General features: G+C 53.5%; 20 protein-coding genes. 10 read left to right on the top strand and 10 right to left on the bottom strand.

What is annotated here, in order from left to right:
• Positions 1 to 142: 142 nt before the first annotated feature.
• Entirely contained in the window at positions 143 to 1585 is a 1443-nt protein-coding gene (locus ACR0DL_RS12025) for an NCS1 family nucleobase:cation symporter-1 (RefSeq protein ID WP_480689512.1), read from the top strand.
• A gap of 589 nt (positions 1586 to 2174) precedes the next feature.
• On the opposite strand, the gene ACR0DL_RS12020 is transcribed toward ACR0DL_RS12025, so the two are convergent.
• Positions 2175 to 3074, bottom strand: a complete 900-nt coding sequence (locus tag ACR0DL_RS12020) for a LysR family transcriptional regulator (protein WP_480689375.1) — start codon at positions 3072 to 3074, stop codon at positions 2175 to 2177.
• Positions 3075 to 3169: 95 nt separating this feature from the next.
• Here ACR0DL_RS12020 and ACR0DL_RS12015 point away from each other — a divergent pair, with 95 nt between their 5' ends.
• Together ACR0DL_RS12015 and ACR0DL_RS12010 are read left to right on the top strand one after the other, a co-directional pair.
• Positions 3170 to 3817 carry a class I SAM-dependent methyltransferase gene (locus ACR0DL_RS12015; RefSeq protein WP_480647895.1) on the top strand — a complete coding sequence of 216 codons (648 nt, stop codon included), beginning with the start codon at positions 3170 to 3172 and terminating at the stop codon, positions 3815 to 3817.
• A 54-nt stretch (positions 3818 to 3871) separates the two neighbouring features.
• The gene (locus ACR0DL_RS12010; protein ID WP_480689373.1) at positions 3872 to 4357 is read left to right on the top strand and encodes a GNAT family N-acetyltransferase; all 486 of its coding nucleotides are present in this window, start codon (positions 3872 to 3874) and stop codon (positions 4355 to 4357) included.
• Here ACR0DL_RS12010 and ACR0DL_RS12005 read toward each other — a convergent pair.
• Positions 4324 to 5331, bottom strand: a complete 1008-nt coding sequence (locus ACR0DL_RS12005; RefSeq protein WP_480689371.1) for an AraC family transcriptional regulator — start codon at positions 5329 to 5331, stop codon at positions 4324 to 4326. The genes ACR0DL_RS12010 and ACR0DL_RS12005 overlap by 34 nt on opposite strands.
• A 137-nt stretch (positions 5332 to 5468) precedes the next feature.
• On the opposite strand from ACR0DL_RS12005, the gene ACR0DL_RS12000 reads away from it, so the two are divergent.
• The 3 genes from ACR0DL_RS12000 (at position 5469) to ACR0DL_RS11990 (ending at position 7311) form a co-directional block, all read left to right on the top strand.
• A complete protein-coding gene (locus ACR0DL_RS12000) occupies positions 5469 to 6296 on the top strand; it encodes an NAD(P)H-binding protein (RefSeq protein WP_480689369.1) in 828 nt (275 codons plus the stop codon).
• Positions 6297 to 6324: 28 nt separating this feature from the next.
• Entirely contained in the window at positions 6325 to 6729 is a 405-nt protein-coding gene (locus tag ACR0DL_RS11995) for a DUF4345 domain-containing protein (RefSeq protein WP_480689367.1), read from the top strand.
• A 174-nt stretch (positions 6730 to 6903) separates the two neighbouring features.
• Complete coding sequence (locus ACR0DL_RS11990; protein WP_170350246.1) at positions 6904 to 7311, top strand: (R)-mandelonitrile lyase; 408 nt, start codon at positions 6904 to 6906, stop codon at positions 7309 to 7311.
• Positions 7312 to 7483: 172 nt separating this feature from the next.
• Here the strand turns inward: ACR0DL_RS11990 and ACR0DL_RS11985 are convergent, their stop codons facing one another.
• The 3 genes from ACR0DL_RS11985 to ACR0DL_RS11975 all read right to left on the bottom strand — a co-directional run bounded on the left by ACR0DL_RS11985 (position 7484) and on the right by ACR0DL_RS11975 (position 9414).
• Complete coding sequence (locus tag ACR0DL_RS11985) at positions 7484 to 7696, bottom strand: hypothetical protein (RefSeq protein ID WP_480689365.1); 213 nt, start codon at positions 7694 to 7696, stop codon at positions 7484 to 7486.
• A 506-nt stretch (positions 7697 to 8202) separates the two neighbouring features.
• Positions 8203 to 8556: a putative quinol monooxygenase gene (locus ACR0DL_RS11980; protein WP_010437910.1), complete on the bottom strand. Its 354-nt coding sequence runs from the start codon at positions 8554 to 8556 to the stop codon at positions 8203 to 8205.
• A 96-nt stretch (positions 8557 to 8652) separates the two neighbouring features.
• Positions 8653 to 9414, bottom strand: coding sequence for an IclR family transcriptional regulator (locus ACR0DL_RS11975; protein ID WP_425081543.1), 762 nt, complete (start codon positions 9412 to 9414; stop codon positions 8653 to 8655).
• 70 nt (positions 9415 to 9484) lie between these two features.
• Between ACR0DL_RS11975 and ACR0DL_RS11970 the strand changes: the two genes are divergently transcribed.
• Genes ACR0DL_RS11970 through ACR0DL_RS11960 form a run of 3 tightly spaced genes read left to right on the top strand, consistent with a single transcriptional unit; the run spans position 9485 to position 11670 of the window.
• Positions 9485 to 10840, top strand: coding sequence for a selenium-binding family protein (locus ACR0DL_RS11970; RefSeq protein WP_480689363.1), 1356 nt, complete (start codon positions 9485 to 9487; stop codon positions 10838 to 10840).
• Positions 10837 to 11202 (top strand): 2Fe-2S iron-sulfur cluster-binding protein, encoded by a 366-nt coding sequence (locus ACR0DL_RS11965; RefSeq protein ID WP_170377340.1) that lies wholly within the window; start codon positions 10837 to 10839, stop codon positions 11200 to 11202. Before ACR0DL_RS11970 ends, ACR0DL_RS11965 begins: the two co-directional genes overlap by 4 nt.
• Before the next feature lie 3 nt (positions 11203 to 11205).
• Positions 11206 to 11670, top strand: coding sequence for a CoA-binding protein (locus ACR0DL_RS11960; protein ID WP_480689361.1), 465 nt, complete (start codon positions 11206 to 11208; stop codon positions 11668 to 11670).
• 390 nt (positions 11671 to 12060) lie between these two features.
• Here ACR0DL_RS11960 and ACR0DL_RS11955 read toward each other — a convergent pair whose 3' ends face one another.
• The 3 genes from ACR0DL_RS11955 to ACR0DL_RS11945 form a co-directional block, all read right to left on the bottom strand.
• The gene (locus ACR0DL_RS11955) at positions 12061 to 12804 is read right to left on the bottom strand and encodes a hypothetical protein (RefSeq protein ID WP_480689359.1); all 744 of its coding nucleotides are present in this window, start codon (positions 12802 to 12804) and stop codon (positions 12061 to 12063) included.
• A 551-nt stretch (positions 12805 to 13355) separates the two neighbouring features.
• Positions 13356 to 14093, bottom strand: coding sequence for an SDR family NAD(P)-dependent oxidoreductase (locus ACR0DL_RS11950; protein ID WP_480689357.1), 738 nt, complete (start codon positions 14091 to 14093; stop codon positions 13356 to 13358).
• A gap of 34 nt (positions 14094 to 14127) precedes the next feature.
• On the bottom strand, positions 14128 to 14682 hold the full coding sequence (locus ACR0DL_RS11945) for an NAD(P)H-dependent oxidoreductase (RefSeq protein WP_480689355.1): 555 nt from the start codon (positions 14680 to 14682) through the stop codon (positions 14128 to 14130).
• A gap of 116 nt (positions 14683 to 14798) precedes the next feature.
• Between ACR0DL_RS11945 and ACR0DL_RS11940 the strand changes: the two genes are divergently transcribed.
• Positions 14799 to 15698, top strand: a complete 900-nt coding sequence (locus tag ACR0DL_RS11940; RefSeq protein WP_480689353.1) for a LysR family transcriptional regulator — start codon at positions 14799 to 14801, stop codon at positions 15696 to 15698.
• A 280-nt stretch (positions 15699 to 15978) separates the two neighbouring features.
• Here the strand turns inward: ACR0DL_RS11940 and ACR0DL_RS11935 are convergent, their stop codons facing one another.
• Together ACR0DL_RS11935 and ACR0DL_RS11930 are read right to left on the bottom strand one after the other, a co-directional pair.
• Positions 15979 to 16494, bottom strand: coding sequence for a hypothetical protein (locus ACR0DL_RS11935; RefSeq protein WP_480689351.1), 516 nt, complete (start codon positions 16492 to 16494; stop codon positions 15979 to 15981).
• Between the two features lie 371 nt (positions 16495 to 16865).
• The gene (locus ACR0DL_RS11930; protein WP_480689349.1) at positions 16866 to 18350 is read right to left on the bottom strand and encodes a DUF1214 domain-containing protein; all 1485 of its coding nucleotides are present in this window, start codon (positions 18348 to 18350) and stop codon (positions 16866 to 16868) included.
• Positions 18351 to 18615: the final 265 nt, after the last annotated feature.

The raw sequence follows: 18615 nt of genomic DNA, 5'->3' as shown, positions 1-18615 counted from the left end.
CAGAACAGTAAAGTGTTGGCTGAAGTATTTGATAGTCGACTACATGATATATCTTCTAAAATGTTACTTGCAAGTTCAATTTCGCGCGAAGATTCGCCGAGATTCAAATTTCCGCTCGGATCTCGGGCACAGGGAGGAAAAAATGGCTTCAATTGACAACACACCCGTGGTGCATGGCGGCACGATGGATCCGGAAGGAAACACTCTCAACCCAGTCGGTGCCGATGAAAAATCCTGGGGGCCGTTCGCGATCTTCAATATTTGGGCAAATGACGTACAGTCTCTCTTTGGGTATTCCCTTGTGGCCTCGCTGTTCATTTCGTTTGGTGTCGGAGGCTGGACTGCTTTCGCGGCTTTGATCACGGCCGGGCTTTTTGTAATGTGGATGGTCAACCTGTCTGGGGCCGCAGGTGAAAAATACGGCATCCCCTATCCGGTCTTGGCTCGCGCCAGCCTGGGAACCCAGGGCGCCAAGCTTCCGGCCGTTCTACGCGCGATAGTCGCGGTGTTCTGGTACGGGGTGCAGGTCTATTTTGCCTCAACGGCTGTAGCCCTGCTGATCCGTTCGATCACGGGTGTGAGTGGCGGGGAAGAAATTCTCGGCCTGACTGGCATTGACTGGATTTCCTTCCTTATTGTCTGGGGCTTCCACATCGTTATCTTCTGGCGTGGCATGAACTGGGTTGAAACTTTCCTGAACATTGCTGGTCCCTTCGTCTATTTGGTGATGATCGGCCTTGTGATAGTGCTTTGGCAGCGTTCTGACGGTCAGCTTCTCTCGGCCACAGCGACGATCTTCGCCAATCCCGAAGGTACTGCTTGGACCGAATTCAAAGGGTTCGTCGCCATCGTCGGTACAATGGTTGCGTATTTCGCGGCCGTGATGATTAATTTCAGCGACTTCTCTCGCTATGCCAAAGACAAGCGGGCGATGAAATTGGGTAACCTTGCCGGCCTGCCTTTCAACATGATCCTGTTTTCGGCACTGGCGCTTCTGACAACTGGCGGTGCTGCAGTGGTCTATGGCGAGGCAATTATCAACCCGACCGAGATTGTCGAACGTACCGACAGCGTACTTCTGGGAATCATAGCGGCGATGACCTTTTTTGCCGCAACTGTTGGGATCAACCTAGTGGCTAACTTCATCCCGGCGGTCAACGGCATCGCCAACTTGTCGCCTGAGAAGATCAGCTTCCGTAAAGCCGGCTTGATTACATCGATCTTTGCCTTGGTGATTGGCGGGTTCTGGAACAGCTTCATCAGCCAGTTCGGGATCAGCGGTTTCGTAAACACGCTTGGCGCGGTGCTCGCTCCGATTTTTGGCATCATGATTGTTGACTACTATGCCCACCGCAAGGAACAACTTAGTGAAGCCGATCTCTACAACATGAGCGGCGGTATCTATCACTATGACAACGGCTGGAACAACGCCGCGGTCAAAGCCTTCGGTATTGCTGCGGTCTTCTCGGTTGCGACAGTCTGGGTTCCATGGTTCTCGGTCCTGTCCGGCTTCAACTGGGTGATTGGCGCGCTCCTTGGCGGTGCAGTTTACAACGCCATCGCCAAGGACCAAGTGAAGGTCTGACAATGGCTTGGCCGGTGGAGCGTTGTACTTCGCTGGCCATCCATTTTTTCAGTAGGGTTCTTCTTTTAGCTCGTTGACGCAGCAGTTATTTTTATTCACCTACATACAACAAAACCGTCATTCGCTGCGGCGCAGAAGTCTTGCAATTAGGGCTTAAGAGACGCCGTTCTCTGCTCTTCCTGCTAAGGTCGACTGCCAGCAAAGCTGACTTTCGCCGCCAAGATTGAGTGTTGCAAAGGCAACAGGCAGTTTCACCCCGTCGCATCTGCGCAACTTGCTATCGATTGCCATGTTGAATTGTGCAATGTCGCGATGGTTCTGGGCCAATCCAAGTCGCACTCGGATTACCCAGACGTGCTTTGGTTTCAATTGTCGCTTCTGGCCGACGCTCCGGCCGTTGTTCCAGGCCGGGCAAAGAGCGCGAATGGCAGGTAAGTCTGGGTTTCCATAACTGATCCTCCGCTCCGCTATGCACGCCCACAACGACAACCCGACGATGACGAGGGACGATAACAGGATGCTGCACCGCCTCCAAGGTCGGCTTGGAGCCCTGAGCAGACTCCAGTTCACACACCAGACCAACTCATGTTCAATAATTTGTCCGCGAGCCGAGATGGTCTGCAAGCTGATCGAATACCAACCTGATCCTTCGCGCTGTTTGTAACTCAGAGTGTGTGGCCAACCAGATAGGAAACTTGAACGGCTCGCGTTCGGGCAGAACACGCTCCACACCGGGTGTCAGGGCCGCCACATCGTCTGACATAACACTAATGCCGAAGCCTTGGCGCACAAACTCCCATGACACTATCCCGCTCTGCGATCCAATCCGAAAATTCTTGCGGGTTACTTCGATGCCGGCCGGATTGAGAAATCCAATCATCGTGTCAACATCGCCAAAGCCGACGAAATCCAACTTAGCAAGTTCGTCTTCATTTCGTGGTCGCCCAACCTGTTCGAGGTAAGAAGGGGCAGCGTAAAAATGTGCCGTCGCTTCTGCCACGAGCTTTGCAATCAGGTCCGGCTGTGTCGGGCGCACATGCCGAATTGCGATATCTGCCTCGCGCCGCTGTATGTCTCGTATGTCATTTGCTGCGACAACATCGATCTCAAGCCGCGGTGCCGCGAGCCTGATCTGTTTGAGAATAGGCGGTAGCTGATAGGCTGACATCACGTCGGAAGCAGTGATCCTGACTTGCCCTTCAACTGCTTGTGACTGGCTTGTTGCGGTCAGAGAAATTTTGTTCGCGACATTTGCCATTTCACTGACATGCACCAAAAGCTCAGCACCGGCTGTTGTCAGATTCAGCGACTTGCCAACCCTTTCAAACAAGGTGACGCCAAGCGCCTGTTCCAGCGCGGCGACCTGACGACCGACGGTTGGCTGGGTCTGCTCAAGCACGCGCGCCGCGGCGGAAAACGAACCTTCTTCTGCCGTTGCAAGAAAGGACCGTGCCTGGTTCCAATCGAAATTGATAGCGTTCCAATTCATGCATTAATGCATAACAGTTCTGCAATATCTGGCAATTTAATAAATCGGCGTTTTAAGATATTGGCTGCGGTGACACCAAGGAAAAGAGAAACGATATGGCTGCATTGTCCAAAGATGCCGCGTTCTGGAGCAAGATTTCGCGCAAATATGCGGCTGATCCTATCCGGAACATGGAAGGGTATCTGAACACGCTTGAACGTACAAAGTCCTACCTGCAAGCCGAAGACAGCGTGCTGGAAATCGGGTGTGGGACGGGGTCAACCGCGTTGCTACTGGCACCACATGTGGCTCAAGTCACTGCCTCCGATCTCGCACCGGGGATGATCGAAATCGCCAACGAGAAACTCGCTGAAGAAGAGCTGGAGAATGTAACGTTCAAAGTGGCCGAGGTTCTGCAGCACGATCCTAACGACGGTTCTTACGACGCTGTCCTCGCACATAATCTACTGCACCTTGTCCCCGATATGGGCCATGCACTCGAACACATTGCGACCCTTACAAAATCCGGTGGGGTATTCATTTCCAAGACCGTCTGCGCTCCAGAGAGCGGAGGGTTCAAATATGGCATAATCAGCCGAATAGCGATCCCGATTATGCAGGTGCTCGGGAAAGCTCCGTTCGTAAATTTTGTATCCGCAGCTGAACTCCAGGACGCTATTGAACGTGCGGGCTTCGATATCGTTGAGACAGCGGATCAAGCCGGGTTATTGCCGAGCCGGTACATTGTCGCGAGAAAGCTGTGAAACAGTATTCGCGCCCTAATTACTTTGCATGCAAGGGACATCTCGGGCCATCAAATGAGTACAATGATGAAAGATGGGATTTCATTTGCACGCCTTTCGGAAATCGATCCGAATGACATTGCGGTTCATATGTCCGACCCCCGGGTAGCAGAGCATATGCCGCTTTTGACGTTCAAATGGAATGTTGAGGTCGCAAGAAAGTTTATCGCCAAAAAGGAAGACTACTGGGCGCGGGACGGTCTTGGACACTGGGCGTTTTTATCAGGCGGTCGGTATGTTGGTTGGGGGGGGTTTCAAAAAGAAGGTGACGAATGGGATTTTGGGTTGGTATTGCGGCCCGACGCCTTTGGACTTGGGAACCGGATTTCCAAAATGGCAATCGACTTTGCGATCGCTGACAAACGTATCCCCTTTGTCACGTTTCTGCTGCCACCAAGTAGAAAAAATCTGGGTGCGCTCCGGAAACTCGGTGCCAAACACATCGGTGAGATCGAATACGAAGATGCTCAGTTTCTCAAGTTTCGCCTGGATACGGAGTGAACTCCGTTCTTCCTGATTTTTCCCGGTGGTGCGCCAAATACCCGTTTGAAGGCTTTGTTGAACGCAGGCTCTGACAAGTATCCGATGTCAGCGGCAATCTGCGAGATTGGTTGATCGGTAGACACCAACCTTTCGCTGGCCAGGTGCATACGCCACGTTGCAAGATACTGAATTGCTGGAACGCCTACCAACCCAGTAAACCGCGCCGCGAACGCGGATCTGGACATACCAGCAACCTCCGCGAGAGACTCGACTGTCCAAGCCGCAGCAGGCGTACGGTGAATGGCGACTATCGTGCGCCCGATCTGCGGGTCTCGCGCCGCTTTCAGCCAGCCGCGGTTTGCGTCTGGTGCGCTGTTCAGCCAACGACGAATGGTCTCGATGACAACGACATCTGCCAGGCGCGTAATCACGGTTTCGCCACCCGGTCTCAATTCCCGCGCCTCTTTTGCGATAAACTGCAAAGTTGCCTGTAGCCAGCTTCCGGCATCCTCTTCCCACGGGTCGATTTTGAGCACATCCGGAAGCAAGCGCATCAACATACCACTGGCGGCGTGATCGATCCGGACGAGGCCGTACATGATGCCCGTCTCCGCGCCGCCGCCGCCGTATTCCAGTGTTTCATAAAGCTCGGTTACCTTGCGAATGGGCAACTCCTCCAGCGTCAAAAGCGGCGTGTCTTCTGAGCTAAAGAAACCGACCGGTGCTCCGTTGGTCATCAAGACCAGATCGCCTTTTTCGACCTCGAACGGGTCATCGTCACCGACCTTCATCAAGCACCGCCCGTGTGTGATGACCGCAAAGCTCAGTACGCCGGGAAATCCCGGTATCGATACGCCCCATGGTGAAGTCATGCGAGACTGGCAATAGAATGTACCTGTCAATTTCAGCAAATGGAGGATTTCCCCCAGCGGATCGCCGATCGGCTGTGCCAGTGCATCTGGGTCAAGGACATGCGGTTCAACCTTGTTCATGTGGGGACCTTGGCTGAAATTTAGCTCTTCGTCTATCTACTTTGGACGATCGAATAATAATATCGGATTCTGAAGAATAGAACATCTCTATTGATTGCCTAATTTCGGGCCATCAAGTGAACTCATGGAGATGACCAATGATGGAGCAAACCATTCTTGTACTTGGCGCAACAGGCAAAACCGGATCGCGGATCGCGACACGTCTGGAAGAAAAAGAGCAGACAGTCCGGCGCGCATCGCGGAACAGTGAAACGCCATTTGACTGGGAACAACCGCAGACCTGGCCCGCAATCCTGGAAGGCGTTTCGGCTGCCTATATTTCTTACTTTCCTGACATCGCTTTTCCTGGCGCGGTTGAGCAAGTCGAAGCCTTCACAGCATTGGCTCGTGAAAAGGGATTACAGCGTCTTGTTCTGCTAACCGGGCGTGGCGAGTTTCATGCGGAACGAGCGGAAGCAGTCGTACGCAATTCCGGAGTTCCGTTCACTATCGTTCGTGCAGCATGGTTTGCACAAAACTTCTCTGAAGGGGCATTGCTTGGTCCGGTCATGGCAGGTGTCTTGCCGATGCCCGCCGGCGAAGTACGCGAACCGATCATCGACGTGGACGACATCGCCGATGTTGCCGTAGCTGCTTTGACAGAAGAAGGACACGACGGCGAACTGTACGAGGTCACGGGACCACGTCTCATGACGTTTGCCGACATGGCCGCAGAGCTTTCGCGCGCCATGGGCAGGACTGTGCAATACCTGCCAATTTCATTCGAAGACTTCCACGCGGAAATCGCGCATGCGAATGGCGAGATGATTGCTGATGTGATTACGGACATCGCGCGTGAAACGCTGGACGGGCGCAATGCGAACCTCGCGGACGGGGTCCAGCGTGCGCTTGGACGCGCGCCACGCGACTTCGCCGACTTCGCAAACAAAGCTGAAATGTCTGGCGCGTGGACCAAAGCCGCTTGAGCCAGGCCAAAGGACATTGGAGACAAACATGAAACTTGAACTTAGAGGCAGGCTTATCTTGGGCATGTCCGGATTAACTGCATTCGCCATCGGTCTGGCCATCACTCTGGACCCACAGTCTTTCTACGCCAATTACGGCATCGTACTCTTGCCGCAGCCAAACCTGATGAGTGAGTTGCGTGCACCTGCTGCCAATCTCGCGGTACTTGGCCTGATCATTTTGTGCGGAGCCTTTTACCAAAAGTTGGTCCAGGCCTCAGCCTTGCTTGGGGCCACGGTTTTCTCAGCTTTCGCCGTGGGCAGGACAATCAGTTTCGTCCTCGATGGCTGGCCTTCCGAAAACATTCTTGCCGCATTTGCGATAGAGGTTTTGCTTGCGGTGTTGTGTTTGTGGGTTGTCGGTGGAAATGCGAAATCTGCAGCGCCAGCCTGAGACGGCTTTGTCTGCAACTCGGCCGTAGGTCCTGTTCAAACCGATGACCGGTTCCAGTCGCATTCTGGGCATTCGACAATGGCGCTCTGATAGCCGCGTCTACCCGGCGCGCCTCTGGGTTTGAAATCGGAACTCTGCTAAGTCGCCAAGAGCAGCGCATCGAAGGAGCACATTATGGAGATTCACCGCGCCGGGGACCGGCCCTCTCAATTTCCCGGCAATGAGTATTTCACCGGTACGGTCCGCTTTGATCCTGTTGTAACAGGGAATGATCCCTCGCCGGTCAAGATCCTTACGGTGACTTTTGAGCCCGGCGCACGGACAGCTTGGCACACGCACCCTGCCGGTCAAACGCTGCATGTTTTGTCGGGCTTGGGCCTGGCTGGGTCTGAGGGGCAGCCAGTGCAGGTGTTGCGTCCTGGCGATACGGTGTGGTTCGCGCCAGGAGAGCGGCATTGGCACGGCGCGTCGCCTGACTGTGCGATGACCCATCTGGCTGTGCAGACCTCTGTCGAGGGCAAGACTGCGGATTGGATGGAGCATGTCTCAGACGAGGATTACAGCGCAGCCCGCGCAGAATGAAGCGTTTAAGCCCTACCGAGCAAGTCGCAGCAGAGTAACCCCTTCTACGCCCATTCAAAGAGGGGTTAACGGATTTTTCATCTCGTGACAGGCGCGGCCCTCGTTTCGTCCCTGAGAGGCCCACACAGCGCGTTTTCACTTTTCAGGATTTCTGGCCCCCTCAGCCACCCATTTACCCTGCAAATTCCCATCGCTGCAGAACGTCTCTCGTCCCTGCCATTTTCTGCGCGTTGGCCACAACCTCATGCGCTCCGTCGCGCACCTCCTCATCGAACAGAAAAGACTCCTCGTACCCACATGCATTGCAGGCAGCCTTCTCACCCGTAACCAGCGTATCCAGCGATCCGCATTCCGGGCATCGTGCCTGGACGTCATCGTTGAACATATCGCGACCTCTCCTTCCTTTACCGATTGCCAGAACCGGGTCCCCCCGCCAGCATCGCTGATTGGCGCATCCGCTTGAACTCGTCTGGGGTGACGGTTCCGCTGCTGACATCGATACCTTTTGGGATCCGCGCTCTCTTGTGTCCGATCGCGCGAACGCTGCCTCTTGTGATCTCCAGACAGGTCGACCCGTAGCATGTCAGCCCGCTTGTGTTGATTTGGATGGCAGTCTGACCGTTCGCGTCAGTGACCAATGGAGCCTGTGTAGGTGGGCTGCACGCTGAAACCAGCAACGTGAACCCAAAATAAATCCATCTGTTCATACAAAAGCCCCTTTCTCTCAAAGATAGGCTGGCAGTTGTTCAGTCAATTCTGTCGGGTGTCAGCTTCGAGCGCGTCGAAGATGCTCTCGAAATATCATCGCATGATCGCATCGAGTCCAAAGCGGACCAGCACCAAAACCCGTAATGTTCTCGCACGGACGAAAATTCCAAACGTTGGTCAATTTTACCATAGTAGCAGGCTTGCTTTTTGCGCTTCGAAACCTTTTGGCGTCGGAAAAAGCGAGCGCATCCTGGCAACTAGTTCGATCTCACCATCCAGCATCTTTCGGACAGTGTTTAACCAGTTATTGAAGGTTTCAGATTCCCAATGATCTTGGACCGCGGCTTCGTTCCTGAACACTTCGTAAAAATAGAAACGATTTGGGTTTGTTTCATCCACCATAATATGAAACTGGAAAACTTCGGGTTCTTCACTGACAACATTTTGCGCTTGGAAGATGCTGGCGTCCAAAAAGGGCTGCCGATACTCAGGTTTTACGTTGATCACGAAGAACCCACCAAACATTGCATCGTCCATATTTGTCTCCTTCATTGACCTAAAAGCGGCGAAGGTCGCAAAACACACCAGTCCTGCTGGATGGCGTTAACCTACAGCACTGCGATACCCATGAACCTAAGCGGGTATCCTTTCTTTATCTGCTTCACCCCATCCTAGCGCGCGCGCAAGTTCGTGTGACATTGTGGTAAGTGTATGGCCAATCTTTTCTCGCTTCGAAGGTGTAAACACCCGAAGAGACGCGGTAGCGCCGATTGAAAGCGTCGCACCAACACCTGTCTTAGTCAGCGTTGTTGCGACAGAACTGATCCCGCGCTCGAGCTCTTCAACACATACGGCATACCCTTTGGCTCGAATGACATCGAGTTCCGCGGCCAGATCCTTAGGGTCTGTAATCGTGCGATCTGTGTACCGCTTAAGCTGCCCATCCAATCGGTCTTGAGACAGCAGCTCAGGCGACACGGCGGCGATTGCCTTGGCGCAAGAGCACGCGTGCATTGGTCGTTTGCCCATACCTGGATGAAGAAAAGACACGCCCGTCTGCGGTGTCTCCACATGAATAATCTCAACCCAATGGCCTCGTAGCCGAGACAAGAAGAACGCAGCGCCATAGTCATTCGCGGCGCCAGAGAGGACAGGCGCAATCACCTGCAAAAGAGCGGGGTCAGAGTGATCGCTCAACGTGATACGCTTTAGCCTAATCCCAATCGCGAACTCACCGCGGGTTGGTGATTCAAGTAGGCCGGACAAAACAAGGTCTTGAACCAGCCTGTAGGCCGTCGGTTTAGGTATACCGGACTGGGCACAGATATCCGCTACGGACGCACGTCCTTTTTGACCCACGATTTCCAAAATCAGCGCTAATCGTTCGAGATGCATTTTTCTCACTTTATGATAACTAAGTTTTCGATATACGATACAATTTAGGGAATCAAGGGAGGAGCACACGATGGATGGACAATGCTGTGGACCGGGCTTCAAGAGTCCGCAAGAAGCCATCAAAGCCCCCCGAGAAAAGCTACTCTACACGATCGCCATCTACACTGGGACAGGGATCCAGAAACCTGATTACCTCGCTACTGTGGATGTCGACCCTGACAGCCCGACCTATTCTCAGGTAATCAATAGGCTGGAAATGCCGGGGATTGGGGACGAGCTTCACCACATGGGGTGGAACGCCTGTTCGTCCTGTCACGACGACGGCTCGATGTCCCGCAAATACCTGATCCTGCCAGGCGTTCGCTCTAACAACCTTCACATCGTTGATACAGCCACTGACCCGCGTGCGCCGCGGTTGCATAAGGTCATCGACGGGACCGAGATCAAGGCCAAGGCAGATTTATCGGGCCCGCATACGGTGCATTGTTTGGGCTCGGAAATCATCATTTCCTTCCTTGGAAATGCCAAGGGTGAAGCTCCTGGAGGCTATCTGCATCTCGACAAAGAGTTCAACATCGTCGGTCGCTGGGAAACCTCGATGGGCGATATCAAGTTTGGCTACGATTTCTGGTACCAACCGCGCCACAACGTGATGGTCAGTTCCGAATGGGCTGCGCCCAATACCTTCATGCCGGGCTTCGATCTGGAAGAAGTGGGCCATCTGAAATATGGGCGGGAGCTGCATTTTTGGGATTTCGAAAAGCGCGAGCCGGTCGAAAGCTTCTATTTGGGTGAAGACGGGCTGTTGCCACTGGAAGTCAAGTTCCACCATGACCCCGACAGCACGCACGGGTTCTGTGGCGCAGCTCTTTCGACCAATGTGATCCATTGGTGGCAAGACGATGCTAAAAAGTGGCAGTGGGAAAAGATCATCGACGTGGAAAACGAGATGCACCCCGAATGGCCGATCCCGTTGCCGGGGGTTATGTCGGCGATCCTGATCTCGATGGACGACAAATACTTGTACCTGAACAATTGGCTGCATGGAGATATGCGCCAGTATGACATCACCGACCCGCATAATCCCAAGCTGACCGGCCAAGTGTTTATGGGGGGCCTTTTGGGTAAAGCTCCGATCGTTAACGGGGTCGAGGTCGCGGGTGGTCCGCAAATGTTCCAGCTCTCTCTCGACGGACGAAGGCTTTATGTCACGACCTCGCTGTTTTCGACTTGGGATAACCAGTTCTATCCCGAGATTCGCGAAAAGGGCGGGGTTATGGTGATGATCGATTGCGACCCTGAAAACGGTGGCATGAAGATCAACGAGGATTTCATTGTGGACTTTGGCAAAGAACCGAATGGTCCATCGCGCTGTCACGAGAGCCGGTATCCGGGCGGTGATTGCACAAGCGACATCTGGCTATGACTATGTATACCGTGACGATCGCGAACAGAGATGGCGCGCAATACTGTGTGGATGCGCGGCGTCCACTTCTGGAAACGCTGAGAGAACAGGGCGTCGACTTGCCTTTTGGGTGCAAGTATGGCGGCTGTATTACCTGCGCGGCAAAACTAAAGACTGGCGCGATCGATCAACGCCGACAGGTTGCGCTGAATAATCGGCAAATCGCGAACGGCTATGTGATCCTTTGCGTGGCACGTCCAACATCCGACATCACGCTTGAGATAGGGGTCGAGAGCCATGACAAGCTGTACCGCAATCCGTTTCTCGACCCACTCAAACCCCACGAACTCAAGGCTGACATTGCGACGCCGAAGGAAGGTTAACCGATGCCCGAAGCAGATATTGATCGCATCTACGATTACGACCCCAAGTACCTAGCCGACATCCTGCAGTCGGTCAAAACCATTGCAATGGTGGGGGCTAGTGCGGACAAAAGAAAATTCAGTTATGGCGTTCTGCGACAGCTCAGTGAAATCGGCTATGATATTGTACCGGTGAATCCTAATCCGAATGTTTCGGAAATTAGAGGACTCAAGGTCTACCACTCGCTAGAAGAGATCGACAAACATGTTGATATGGTTGACGTCTTCCGCCCAAAGGAAGAGTTATTTGGCTTTGCCGAGGAGGCTATCGCAATCGGGGCAAAAGTTCTTTGGGGTCAAATCGGTGTGTACGACGACCAAGCAGCGCAACTCGCCGAAGCGGCGGGCCTTAAAGTCGTGATGAACCGATGCCCCAAGATTGAACTCTTCCGCCCTTTTTGGAAGCCGCGCCTGGACCTAAAGATATGATAGGAATTCGATTGGTAGCGGCCTCCTCAGCATCCAATGAGGGTGCCAATTGAGATATTGTGCTTACGGAAGAGAAGACAAGTAATCCTGTCACTCTACACAACCGCCTAGTCTAAAACCAAAAATGTCCGATTAGTTTGGAGAACCAAAGGCCGCTTTGTCCGCAGTGCGGTTTCTCACGACAATTCGACGAACGACCGCACCGAGCCCTGAGCGGAAGTGTCAAAGTCTCGCTGCGCGCGCTCGCAGCACGGATTTTGCCGCGTAAGCATCATCTTGAGCACGGCAACGCGGCGCTAAGAGCGGTCATTCGCGCCGGGTGCAGCGAGATTTCCTCTGGTAATGAGCGAGACGCGGACTTTGCTGCCGTCCAGGAATTGAAACCGAAAGTCAGCTTTTGGTTTCTAACGACCATTCCTGCGCTTTGACCTCAAGGGCTTCATCTCTCAGGTAGAAATGAAAATGCCGCGTCCCAGACCCATCCATCTTGACCCAAGGCGTGGGGTCCATGTCGTCTCTGGTGTCGCCTGAAATTTCGTAGAACTCGCCCCATGACGGAGCGAGCCCGCTGAAACGGCATTGGCCCCCATACCAACCATGGTCATTCATTTGTGTCACACGATACCGCTCGCAGCCTGAAAAGCGGACTGTGATTGAGGGTATGTTCTCGTATTTACGATAGGCGTATGGATTTGGCCGCATTTGGGCCAGTAACGTTTGATCATTCTGCTCAATCATGAGGCCGACATCATTTGGATGCGCGTTCCAAGTTTCATTGAGGTGATTAAATGTCGGCAGATCATCCGTTTGGAAGTGCCAAGGCAGTTCGTCTTTAGGGATCCAAGTGACGACAGGGCGAACTGGACTCTGCGCTAACGGGCGAAGAGCTTCGCTAGGTTTGTTGACCAAGACAGCAATACTGCTGCGCCCCGGCATCTTCCAACCAGTCAGGCAGTCTCTAAACCGCCGCCTATCGACTTGAGCGATAGTCAAGTGCTGGTCCGCAACCGTTAATACGTCTCCTGCCTCTGGAACGTGCGTGAGCCGATCCAACATCAGGACGGTTCGAGGTTTTCCAAATTCATCATCTGGTAAGGCAAAAACGTCGGTCAGCCGACCCTTGGGTTTGCGCACACGGTTGCTCCACTTGCTGGAACTGACGTTACCCATAATGAAAAACCTTTGAAAGCAGACACTCTGGCACCGTGCAGCATCGTTAAATTTGGGCTCGCAGTCGACCAATGCCCATGCAGCAAGGCATTGGACGCAGGCGTAGCGGAACCAACCGTCGATAGATCGAGCCAAGCCCTTGATCTTGAGTCGCCTCGCTCACCGGACGGTCGTTCACAAATCAGGAGCCGAGCTTCGCGCTACAGGCGGCGAATGCGGGCTGAGAGCCCCAATCTTCCAGATGCTGCTTAACGCTTGAAGAGGCGCTAAACGCAGAGTTCGTACATTGCCCTACAAAGGCTAATTCAAGTGAGTCAGTCTTTGCGGTTTTCGTTGCTTCAGCAGCGCAACATTGATCCCGACGGTGTAACTCTGCAAACCGTTTGGTTCGGCAAGAAATCTCATGCTGTAATCATTGAAGACCCGACAACATCATGTTGAAGATGTTGCCGGGTCGCTTTTGACCCTCTGCGGATATTTTTTGAAGCTTGATGTTCAAAATCACGCTCGTCGCCTTACAACAGGAACCCTCCACCTGCTTGTACAGACTGGCCTGTGATCCACCCGGCACGGTTATCGGCAAGCAAAAGAACCGCGTTTGCGATGTCTTCAGGTTCACCGATGCGACCCATCGGTGTTTGAGCGATAATCATTCCTAGCATTTGTTCATTTGACTTTACGTCTGCCGTTATTTCCGTGTCTGTAAGTCCGGGTGCGACCGCATTGACCCGGACGCCCATTGGACCGAGTTCCGCAGCAATGAGTCTGGTTGCATGGTCCACAGCTGCCTTTGACGATGCGTAAACCGCAGCGCCAGGCATCATGCCGCGCGCGACTACCGAAGAAATATTGATGATTGCCCCCTTACTGTTGGCAAGATGGGGGGTTGCCTCGCGGGCAAAAGCCAGCGGTCCAAACACGTTGGTTCGGTAAATGCTTTCGATATCCTGGTCACTGGTTTCAGACAGTGGACCCATCTTTCCTGTTCCAGCATTGTTGACCAAAACATCCAGCCGGCCAAATTTGCGGATGGTCTCCTCGATAATTCGGGCCGGTTCGCCATCTTTGCTGACATCCCCAACAATAGCGTAGGCTTGCGGCCCAAGTTTCTGAGTTGCTTCTTCAAGAACGGATTGTCTGCGACCGGTAATAACCACCTTCGCCCCATTGGCAATAAAGGCAGATGCCGTGGCTTTCCCAATTCCCGTACCACCACCGGTGATAAGGATCACTTTGTTTTCGAGGTTTTCCATTTGCTTCTCCTGATTTTTAGCGAGGGGTATGTGCCTATCCAGCCAACTTGGCGCTGGCTTCAGGCTGTTGCCCGGTCAGATGCGCAATCAACGCCGGAACGCTTGCTTCGATCCGGATCTGGTCCTGGCTCATCGCACTGTGGAGTACGAACGGCGGCAGATAGGTCATGCCAGTTGTAAGTGCCGTCTGTCGAAACGGAGTCAGAAACTCGGACATGGAAAAATTGTTGAATGCACCAGTCCGATAGCTTTCGACCGGTCCGCCAGTGGAAACGGCAAGCACGAGCTCTTTTCCGTTTAGTTGGTTGCCACCGGGGCCATAGGCAAACCCGGCAAGCAACACCTGATCAAGCCACGCCTTGAGTACGGGCGGGGAGGAGTACCAGTAGAACGGAAACTGCAACACGACACGGTCAGCATTCCGAAGCAGGGCCTGTTCGACCTCCGGATCAAATTTCATCGCCCGCCCGCCGACGGCCATCAGGTCACGGGTTGTGATGCCTGCCACATCTGACAGGGCGTCAAACCACACTCGGTTGACCAATGAGGCTGTGAGGTTTGGATGAGCGGTCAAAACGAGAATGTTCATTGGTGATTTGTCTCTGCCGTCCGGGGGGTCGCGTTTACTTGTTGGCCAAATTTATATATTCCATCACAGACAACAATAAGCCTGTTAACCATCTCTATGGTGTAGGAGATGCACCAATGCGCCTGCCTCTTTCCACTCTCGAAGTGTTCAATGCGATTGCTCAACACGGTAGCCTGAGTGCTGCTGCACAAAAGCTGGGGCTCAAACGGTCCACAGTAAGTCATCAGCTAAAGAACCTAGAAGACAGACTTGGAACTGCACTGTTCATCCGGACGACGCGGTCAATCAATCTGACAGAAGCCGGGCGTGCTCTGGCGAGAAGCTCGGGTCCGGCATTTGATCAACTTGCCGACGGGCTTGAAAGCGCACTTACAGCAGGCCATTCAGCCCGCGGTACGTTGAAGCTCGCGATTTCCGAGATCGCCTATCATCTGGTCGTTCGCGAAGCGCTGGTCTCATTCCAGCAGCTATATCCCGAGATCGAGGTTGAGCTGCTGCTAACCGATGCTTTGACGGATGTGCTTGGCGAGGGCTTCCATGCTGGTTTTCGTATGGGTGGCATGATTGCACAGGATATGATTGCCATCTGCTTAACAAGTCCATTGCAAACAGCTGTGGTGGCAAGCCCGAAGTATCTTGCGGAGAATGGCACCCCAGAAAACCCAAGGGATTTGTTGGAACATAATTGTCTGCGCTACCGCTTCCAAAGCTCCGGCCAATTCGCCCCCTGGACATTCACCAGCCCTGAAGGTGACTACGCCGTCGAAGTGGGCGGTAGCCTGATTGCAAACTCTTCGCCGGTTACGGTTGAAATGGCGGCCCGCGGGCTGGGAATAGCTTATACGTTTCGCGACACGTGTCTGGAATCACTGGCATCCGGTTTAGTCGAAGAAGTCTTAGTCCAAAACAGGGTTTCCATCCCCGGCATCAATATCTTCTTCCCGCGGGAATACCGTTCGATGACACCACTGCGCCTCTTTATTCAACACCTGAAAAAGAACCCCGTTGGTGCTTAATCCAAAGGGCGCCATTGAGCTCACTCCAATGTCGTCTGAATTAGCACTAAGTCCCGCTTGCTTCTCGTTCGCAGCCTTTGTTACGAAGTTCCGCAATCGTCTACCCGACAAGGGTTTTCGCGCCGGTTCAGCTCTTCACCCAACTGAAACTCTAAGCGTCCTGCCGAGTGCATTCGGAGCAAATCCCGAAGGTTATCAACGATGCTCCGCAACTCGTGCAGTTCTTGTCGCGTTGGCGCATAGCTGCCCCCAGAAAACACTTCGCGGTTCATAGCCGTTGTCATTTGATTGAGATTCGTCGTCGCGCCACGGAGTTGGCGGAATCCCCAGCGGATCGCTTTTCGCTCGCCCTAGATCGGTTGGGGGGGGCTGCAAGCACTCGGGCCGTCAAAATACGAGCAGCCCAAGTTGACGGGGGAATACCCTGGATCTTGGCCTCGCGCTCGATCTTCAACCGAACATCCCTGGCAACACGAACAGTTATCTTGCCTTCTTTTCGGCCTTTGCCACCTTCACATTGATGCGCTGGTTCCGGCTTTTCGTCCTCAACAACCAATTCATTCATCTTGCCCACAAACGTCGAAATCGTGTGGCCTTCGGCTTCCGCAACAGCTTTTAGCTGTGTGTGAAGCTCAGGGGTCAGATATGAGGTTGCAGACTTCTTTTTGTGGGCATGATGATCAATAGTAATGTACTTGCTGGCGCTAAGCCTATCCTGCGTTGGACTGCACTTGAACTCAATTTGTGCTCCCAAAGCACTTTTTCCTTTTTCACATTTCACCTTGAAAATGCGCAAAGCGCATCGCGTTCAAAGAACGCGCCGGGGCTTTCTGCCCTGGACCCCGAGGATATTTTGCGAAAGTGAGGTAAGATTGGGCGTGTTCGCCAACCTAGCCGACCTTCGCCGCAAGGCGGTACAATGACGGCTCTGCGGGACAAACCAGCCGTTCGCCGCACGATGCCCGAACTGGCAGGAAGGCCACCAAGCAGACCTTCGCTGCTAGTGCAGCACTAGGCCATAGTGACGGCGGCAATGCACTGGAACCGGACTTTAGATCAAAGATGCGGTGTTTTGGAGCCTTGGACAGCAGCTATGCGGACCAAGCAGACATTACGCGGAATCGCGTTTTGACCCGCTACTCGGACAGCTTTCTGACTTGGTCGTGTTCAAATTTTCTCAAGATCACCCAATACCCAGCCGCTCTCAATCCAGCCTTCAGCAGGTCCGTACAGTCGAAACAGTAAGAAGTACGGTTCCGTCGTCGGTATCCAATTGCTCTCCTGTCCTTCGGGTGCTTCGGGAGCAAAGTAGATGTCATACGACCCATCATCGTTGACCTGCATTGTTTCTACATCCCGCGACGACAGGCCGACTGGGTTCACATTGCGGATGAAGCTCTTGGTCTCCATCGAGTAGACAATCACGGACCAGAAATCCTTGGCGGGCGTATCTGCAGGGATGTTCAGTTTGTATGTCTGAGTATGGTCGTACATGTCTCCCGCGCTGTCGCGCAGACCCGTGAGATAGAAGGTGCCACCGCCCAGATTCTTGGGCAGATAGGTAATCCAGAAGTAACTTCCACCAGCCCGATCATCGACCAACACTTCGGTATCGGTCTCGTATGGGAAGCCAAGCTCGGCTTGCCCCTCGGCAAAGTCCCAGATCAGCCATTGCGACTTCAAGTCACCGCTATCGTCGACCCAAAGCGGAACGGTCGCTAAACCGGGCTCAACGAAGTATCGCTGCATGGCAGCATAAGCCAATAGAAGCCCCTCGTTCATAGCATCGATTTGGCGTTCCGTCGGTTCGAAGGGCTTGCCTTTTTCGATCCCAAGATCCTTCAGGAAATTGACCATGATCTTGTCTTGCGGACGGATCGGGTTGTTTTGAATGTAGTCGTTCAGGTCCTGAAAGTAGGTATGATTGTAGTAGGGCAACGAGTCATACGGAACCTCGGAGGCTTCGTGGTAGGTGTTCGGCGGCGGGTTATCCGCTTCCGACAAGTAATAGACCTTGATCGTCTGCGCATAGTCCGCTGCGTCGGCATCCGTCGCTCCGTTGTATAGCCTCGGGCGGAAAGAAAAGCCGTACTCGTAGGTATCAGTTTCGAAGGGCATATAGCCCGCATCCGTCAGTTCCTGGACCGACATCTCTCCTTCGTAGCCGGGCGGGAGCATCAGGTACTTGCCCCCTTCTCCCTTGTCATGGCCGTCCGGCCCAACATCGACAATTGGCACGTCCCAGGCGTTCACAATCGTTCCGAAGTAGCTGACGTTGTCTGTTGCCGCCGGCACCTCGATCACAAGTGGACCGGGTTCAGATGTCATCGACGACCATGCATAGGCTGTCACGTCGTTCGCTGTCAAAAAGCCATGCTTAGAGTCGAAGGGTTTGTTCAGGTAAACGACATCGTTGTAGTCGCCACCGAGGTCACGCCGAATGCCTTTCAGGAAGTCCACCATACCAGCCGCAGGCATTCCCCAGATTGCGGCCTGCGTCGCGCGTTGAACCATGATCGTGTATTCAATGTCCTCGATCTCGGCGGATCTCGCCAGAATATCGCCTGTGTCATTGAAAGACTGCGAAACGGCTTGTTGACCAGACAGTAGGATTGCGGAAGCTACCGTCAAACAGGGCAGTACAGTTTTCATATTGATACCTCGGCGTTTAATTGAAACCCCTGCAGTCTATGTACGAATTACTCGGAAGTGCAGTGGCAAACGTCGCCCAAAAACGTAAAGATTTCTTGCGTCGGCTTCGGGCTCAAGGCAGTCATCTGAGTCTTTCTGTCAGATGACGGCTTAGGAACGGATAGCGGTCATTGTTGGCGGTCATTCCGAGGAATTTCGCCTGAAGGTCTGCATTGAACTCGCAGCGGACGTTCGCTGAAATCTGCTGAACGGCAGAAATGCGGGA

The sequence above is a fragment of the Ruegeria sp. BB5 genome (assembly GCF_056539405.1).
This window is presented reverse-complemented; position numbering and strand designations above follow the sequence as displayed.

Bases quoted from the DNA above. Each gene is read 5' to 3' on its own strand.
- ACR0DL_RS11980 (WP_010437910.1), bottom strand. From the start codon at position 8,556: ATGGACGATGCAATGTTTGGTGGGTTCTTCGTGATCAACGTAAAACCT.
- ACR0DL_RS11970 (WP_480689363.1), top strand. From the start codon at position 9,485: ATGGATGGACAATGCTGTGGACCGGGCTTCAAGAGTCCGCAAGAAGCC.
- ACR0DL_RS11945 (WP_480689355.1), bottom strand. From the start codon at position 14,682: ATGAACATTCTCGTTTTGACCGCTCATCCAAACCTCACAGCCTCATTG.
- ACR0DL_RS11940 (WP_480689353.1), top strand. From the start codon at position 14,799: ATGCGCCTGCCTCTTTCCACTCTCGAAGTGTTCAATGCGATTGCTCAA.
- ACR0DL_RS11975 (WP_425081543.1), bottom strand. From the start codon at position 9,414: ATGCATCTCGAACGATTAGCGCTGATTTTGGAAATCGTGGGTCAAAAA.
- ACR0DL_RS12020 (WP_480689375.1), bottom strand. From the start codon at position 3,074: ATGAATTGGAACGCTATCAATTTCGATTGGAACCAGGCACGGTCCTTT.
- ACR0DL_RS12005 (WP_480689371.1), bottom strand. From the start codon at position 5,331: ATGAACAAGGTTGAACCGCATGTCCTTGACCCAGATGCACTGGCACAG.
- ACR0DL_RS12015 (WP_480647895.1), top strand. From the start codon at position 3,170: ATGGCTGCATTGTCCAAAGATGCCGCGTTCTGGAGCAAGATTTCGCGC.
- ACR0DL_RS12010 (WP_480689373.1), top strand. From the start codon at position 3,872: ATGAGTACAATGATGAAAGATGGGATTTCATTTGCACGCCTTTCGGAA.
- ACR0DL_RS12025 (WP_480689512.1), top strand. From the start codon at position 143: ATGGCTTCAATTGACAACACACCCGTGGTGCATGGCGGCACGATGGAT.
- ACR0DL_RS11965 (WP_170377340.1), top strand. From the start codon at position 10,837: ATGACTATGTATACCGTGACGATCGCGAACAGAGATGGCGCGCAATAC.
- ACR0DL_RS11960 (WP_480689361.1), top strand. From the start codon at position 11,206: ATGCCCGAAGCAGATATTGATCGCATCTACGATTACGACCCCAAGTAC.
- ACR0DL_RS12000 (WP_480689369.1), top strand. From the start codon at position 5,469: ATGATGGAGCAAACCATTCTTGTACTTGGCGCAACAGGCAAAACCGGA.
- ACR0DL_RS11995 (WP_480689367.1), top strand. From the start codon at position 6,325: ATGAAACTTGAACTTAGAGGCAGGCTTATCTTGGGCATGTCCGGATTA.
- ACR0DL_RS11985 (WP_480689365.1), bottom strand. From the start codon at position 7,696: ATGTTCAACGATGACGTCCAGGCACGATGCCCGGAATGCGGATCGCTG.
- ACR0DL_RS11950 (WP_480689357.1), bottom strand. From the start codon at position 14,093: ATGGAAAACCTCGAAAACAAAGTGATCCTTATCACCGGTGGTGGTACG.
- ACR0DL_RS11930 (WP_480689349.1), bottom strand. From the start codon at position 18,350: ATGAAAACTGTACTGCCCTGTTTGACGGTAGCTTCCGCAATCCTACTG.
- ACR0DL_RS11990 (WP_170350246.1), top strand. From the start codon at position 6,904: ATGGAGATTCACCGCGCCGGGGACCGGCCCTCTCAATTTCCCGGCAAT.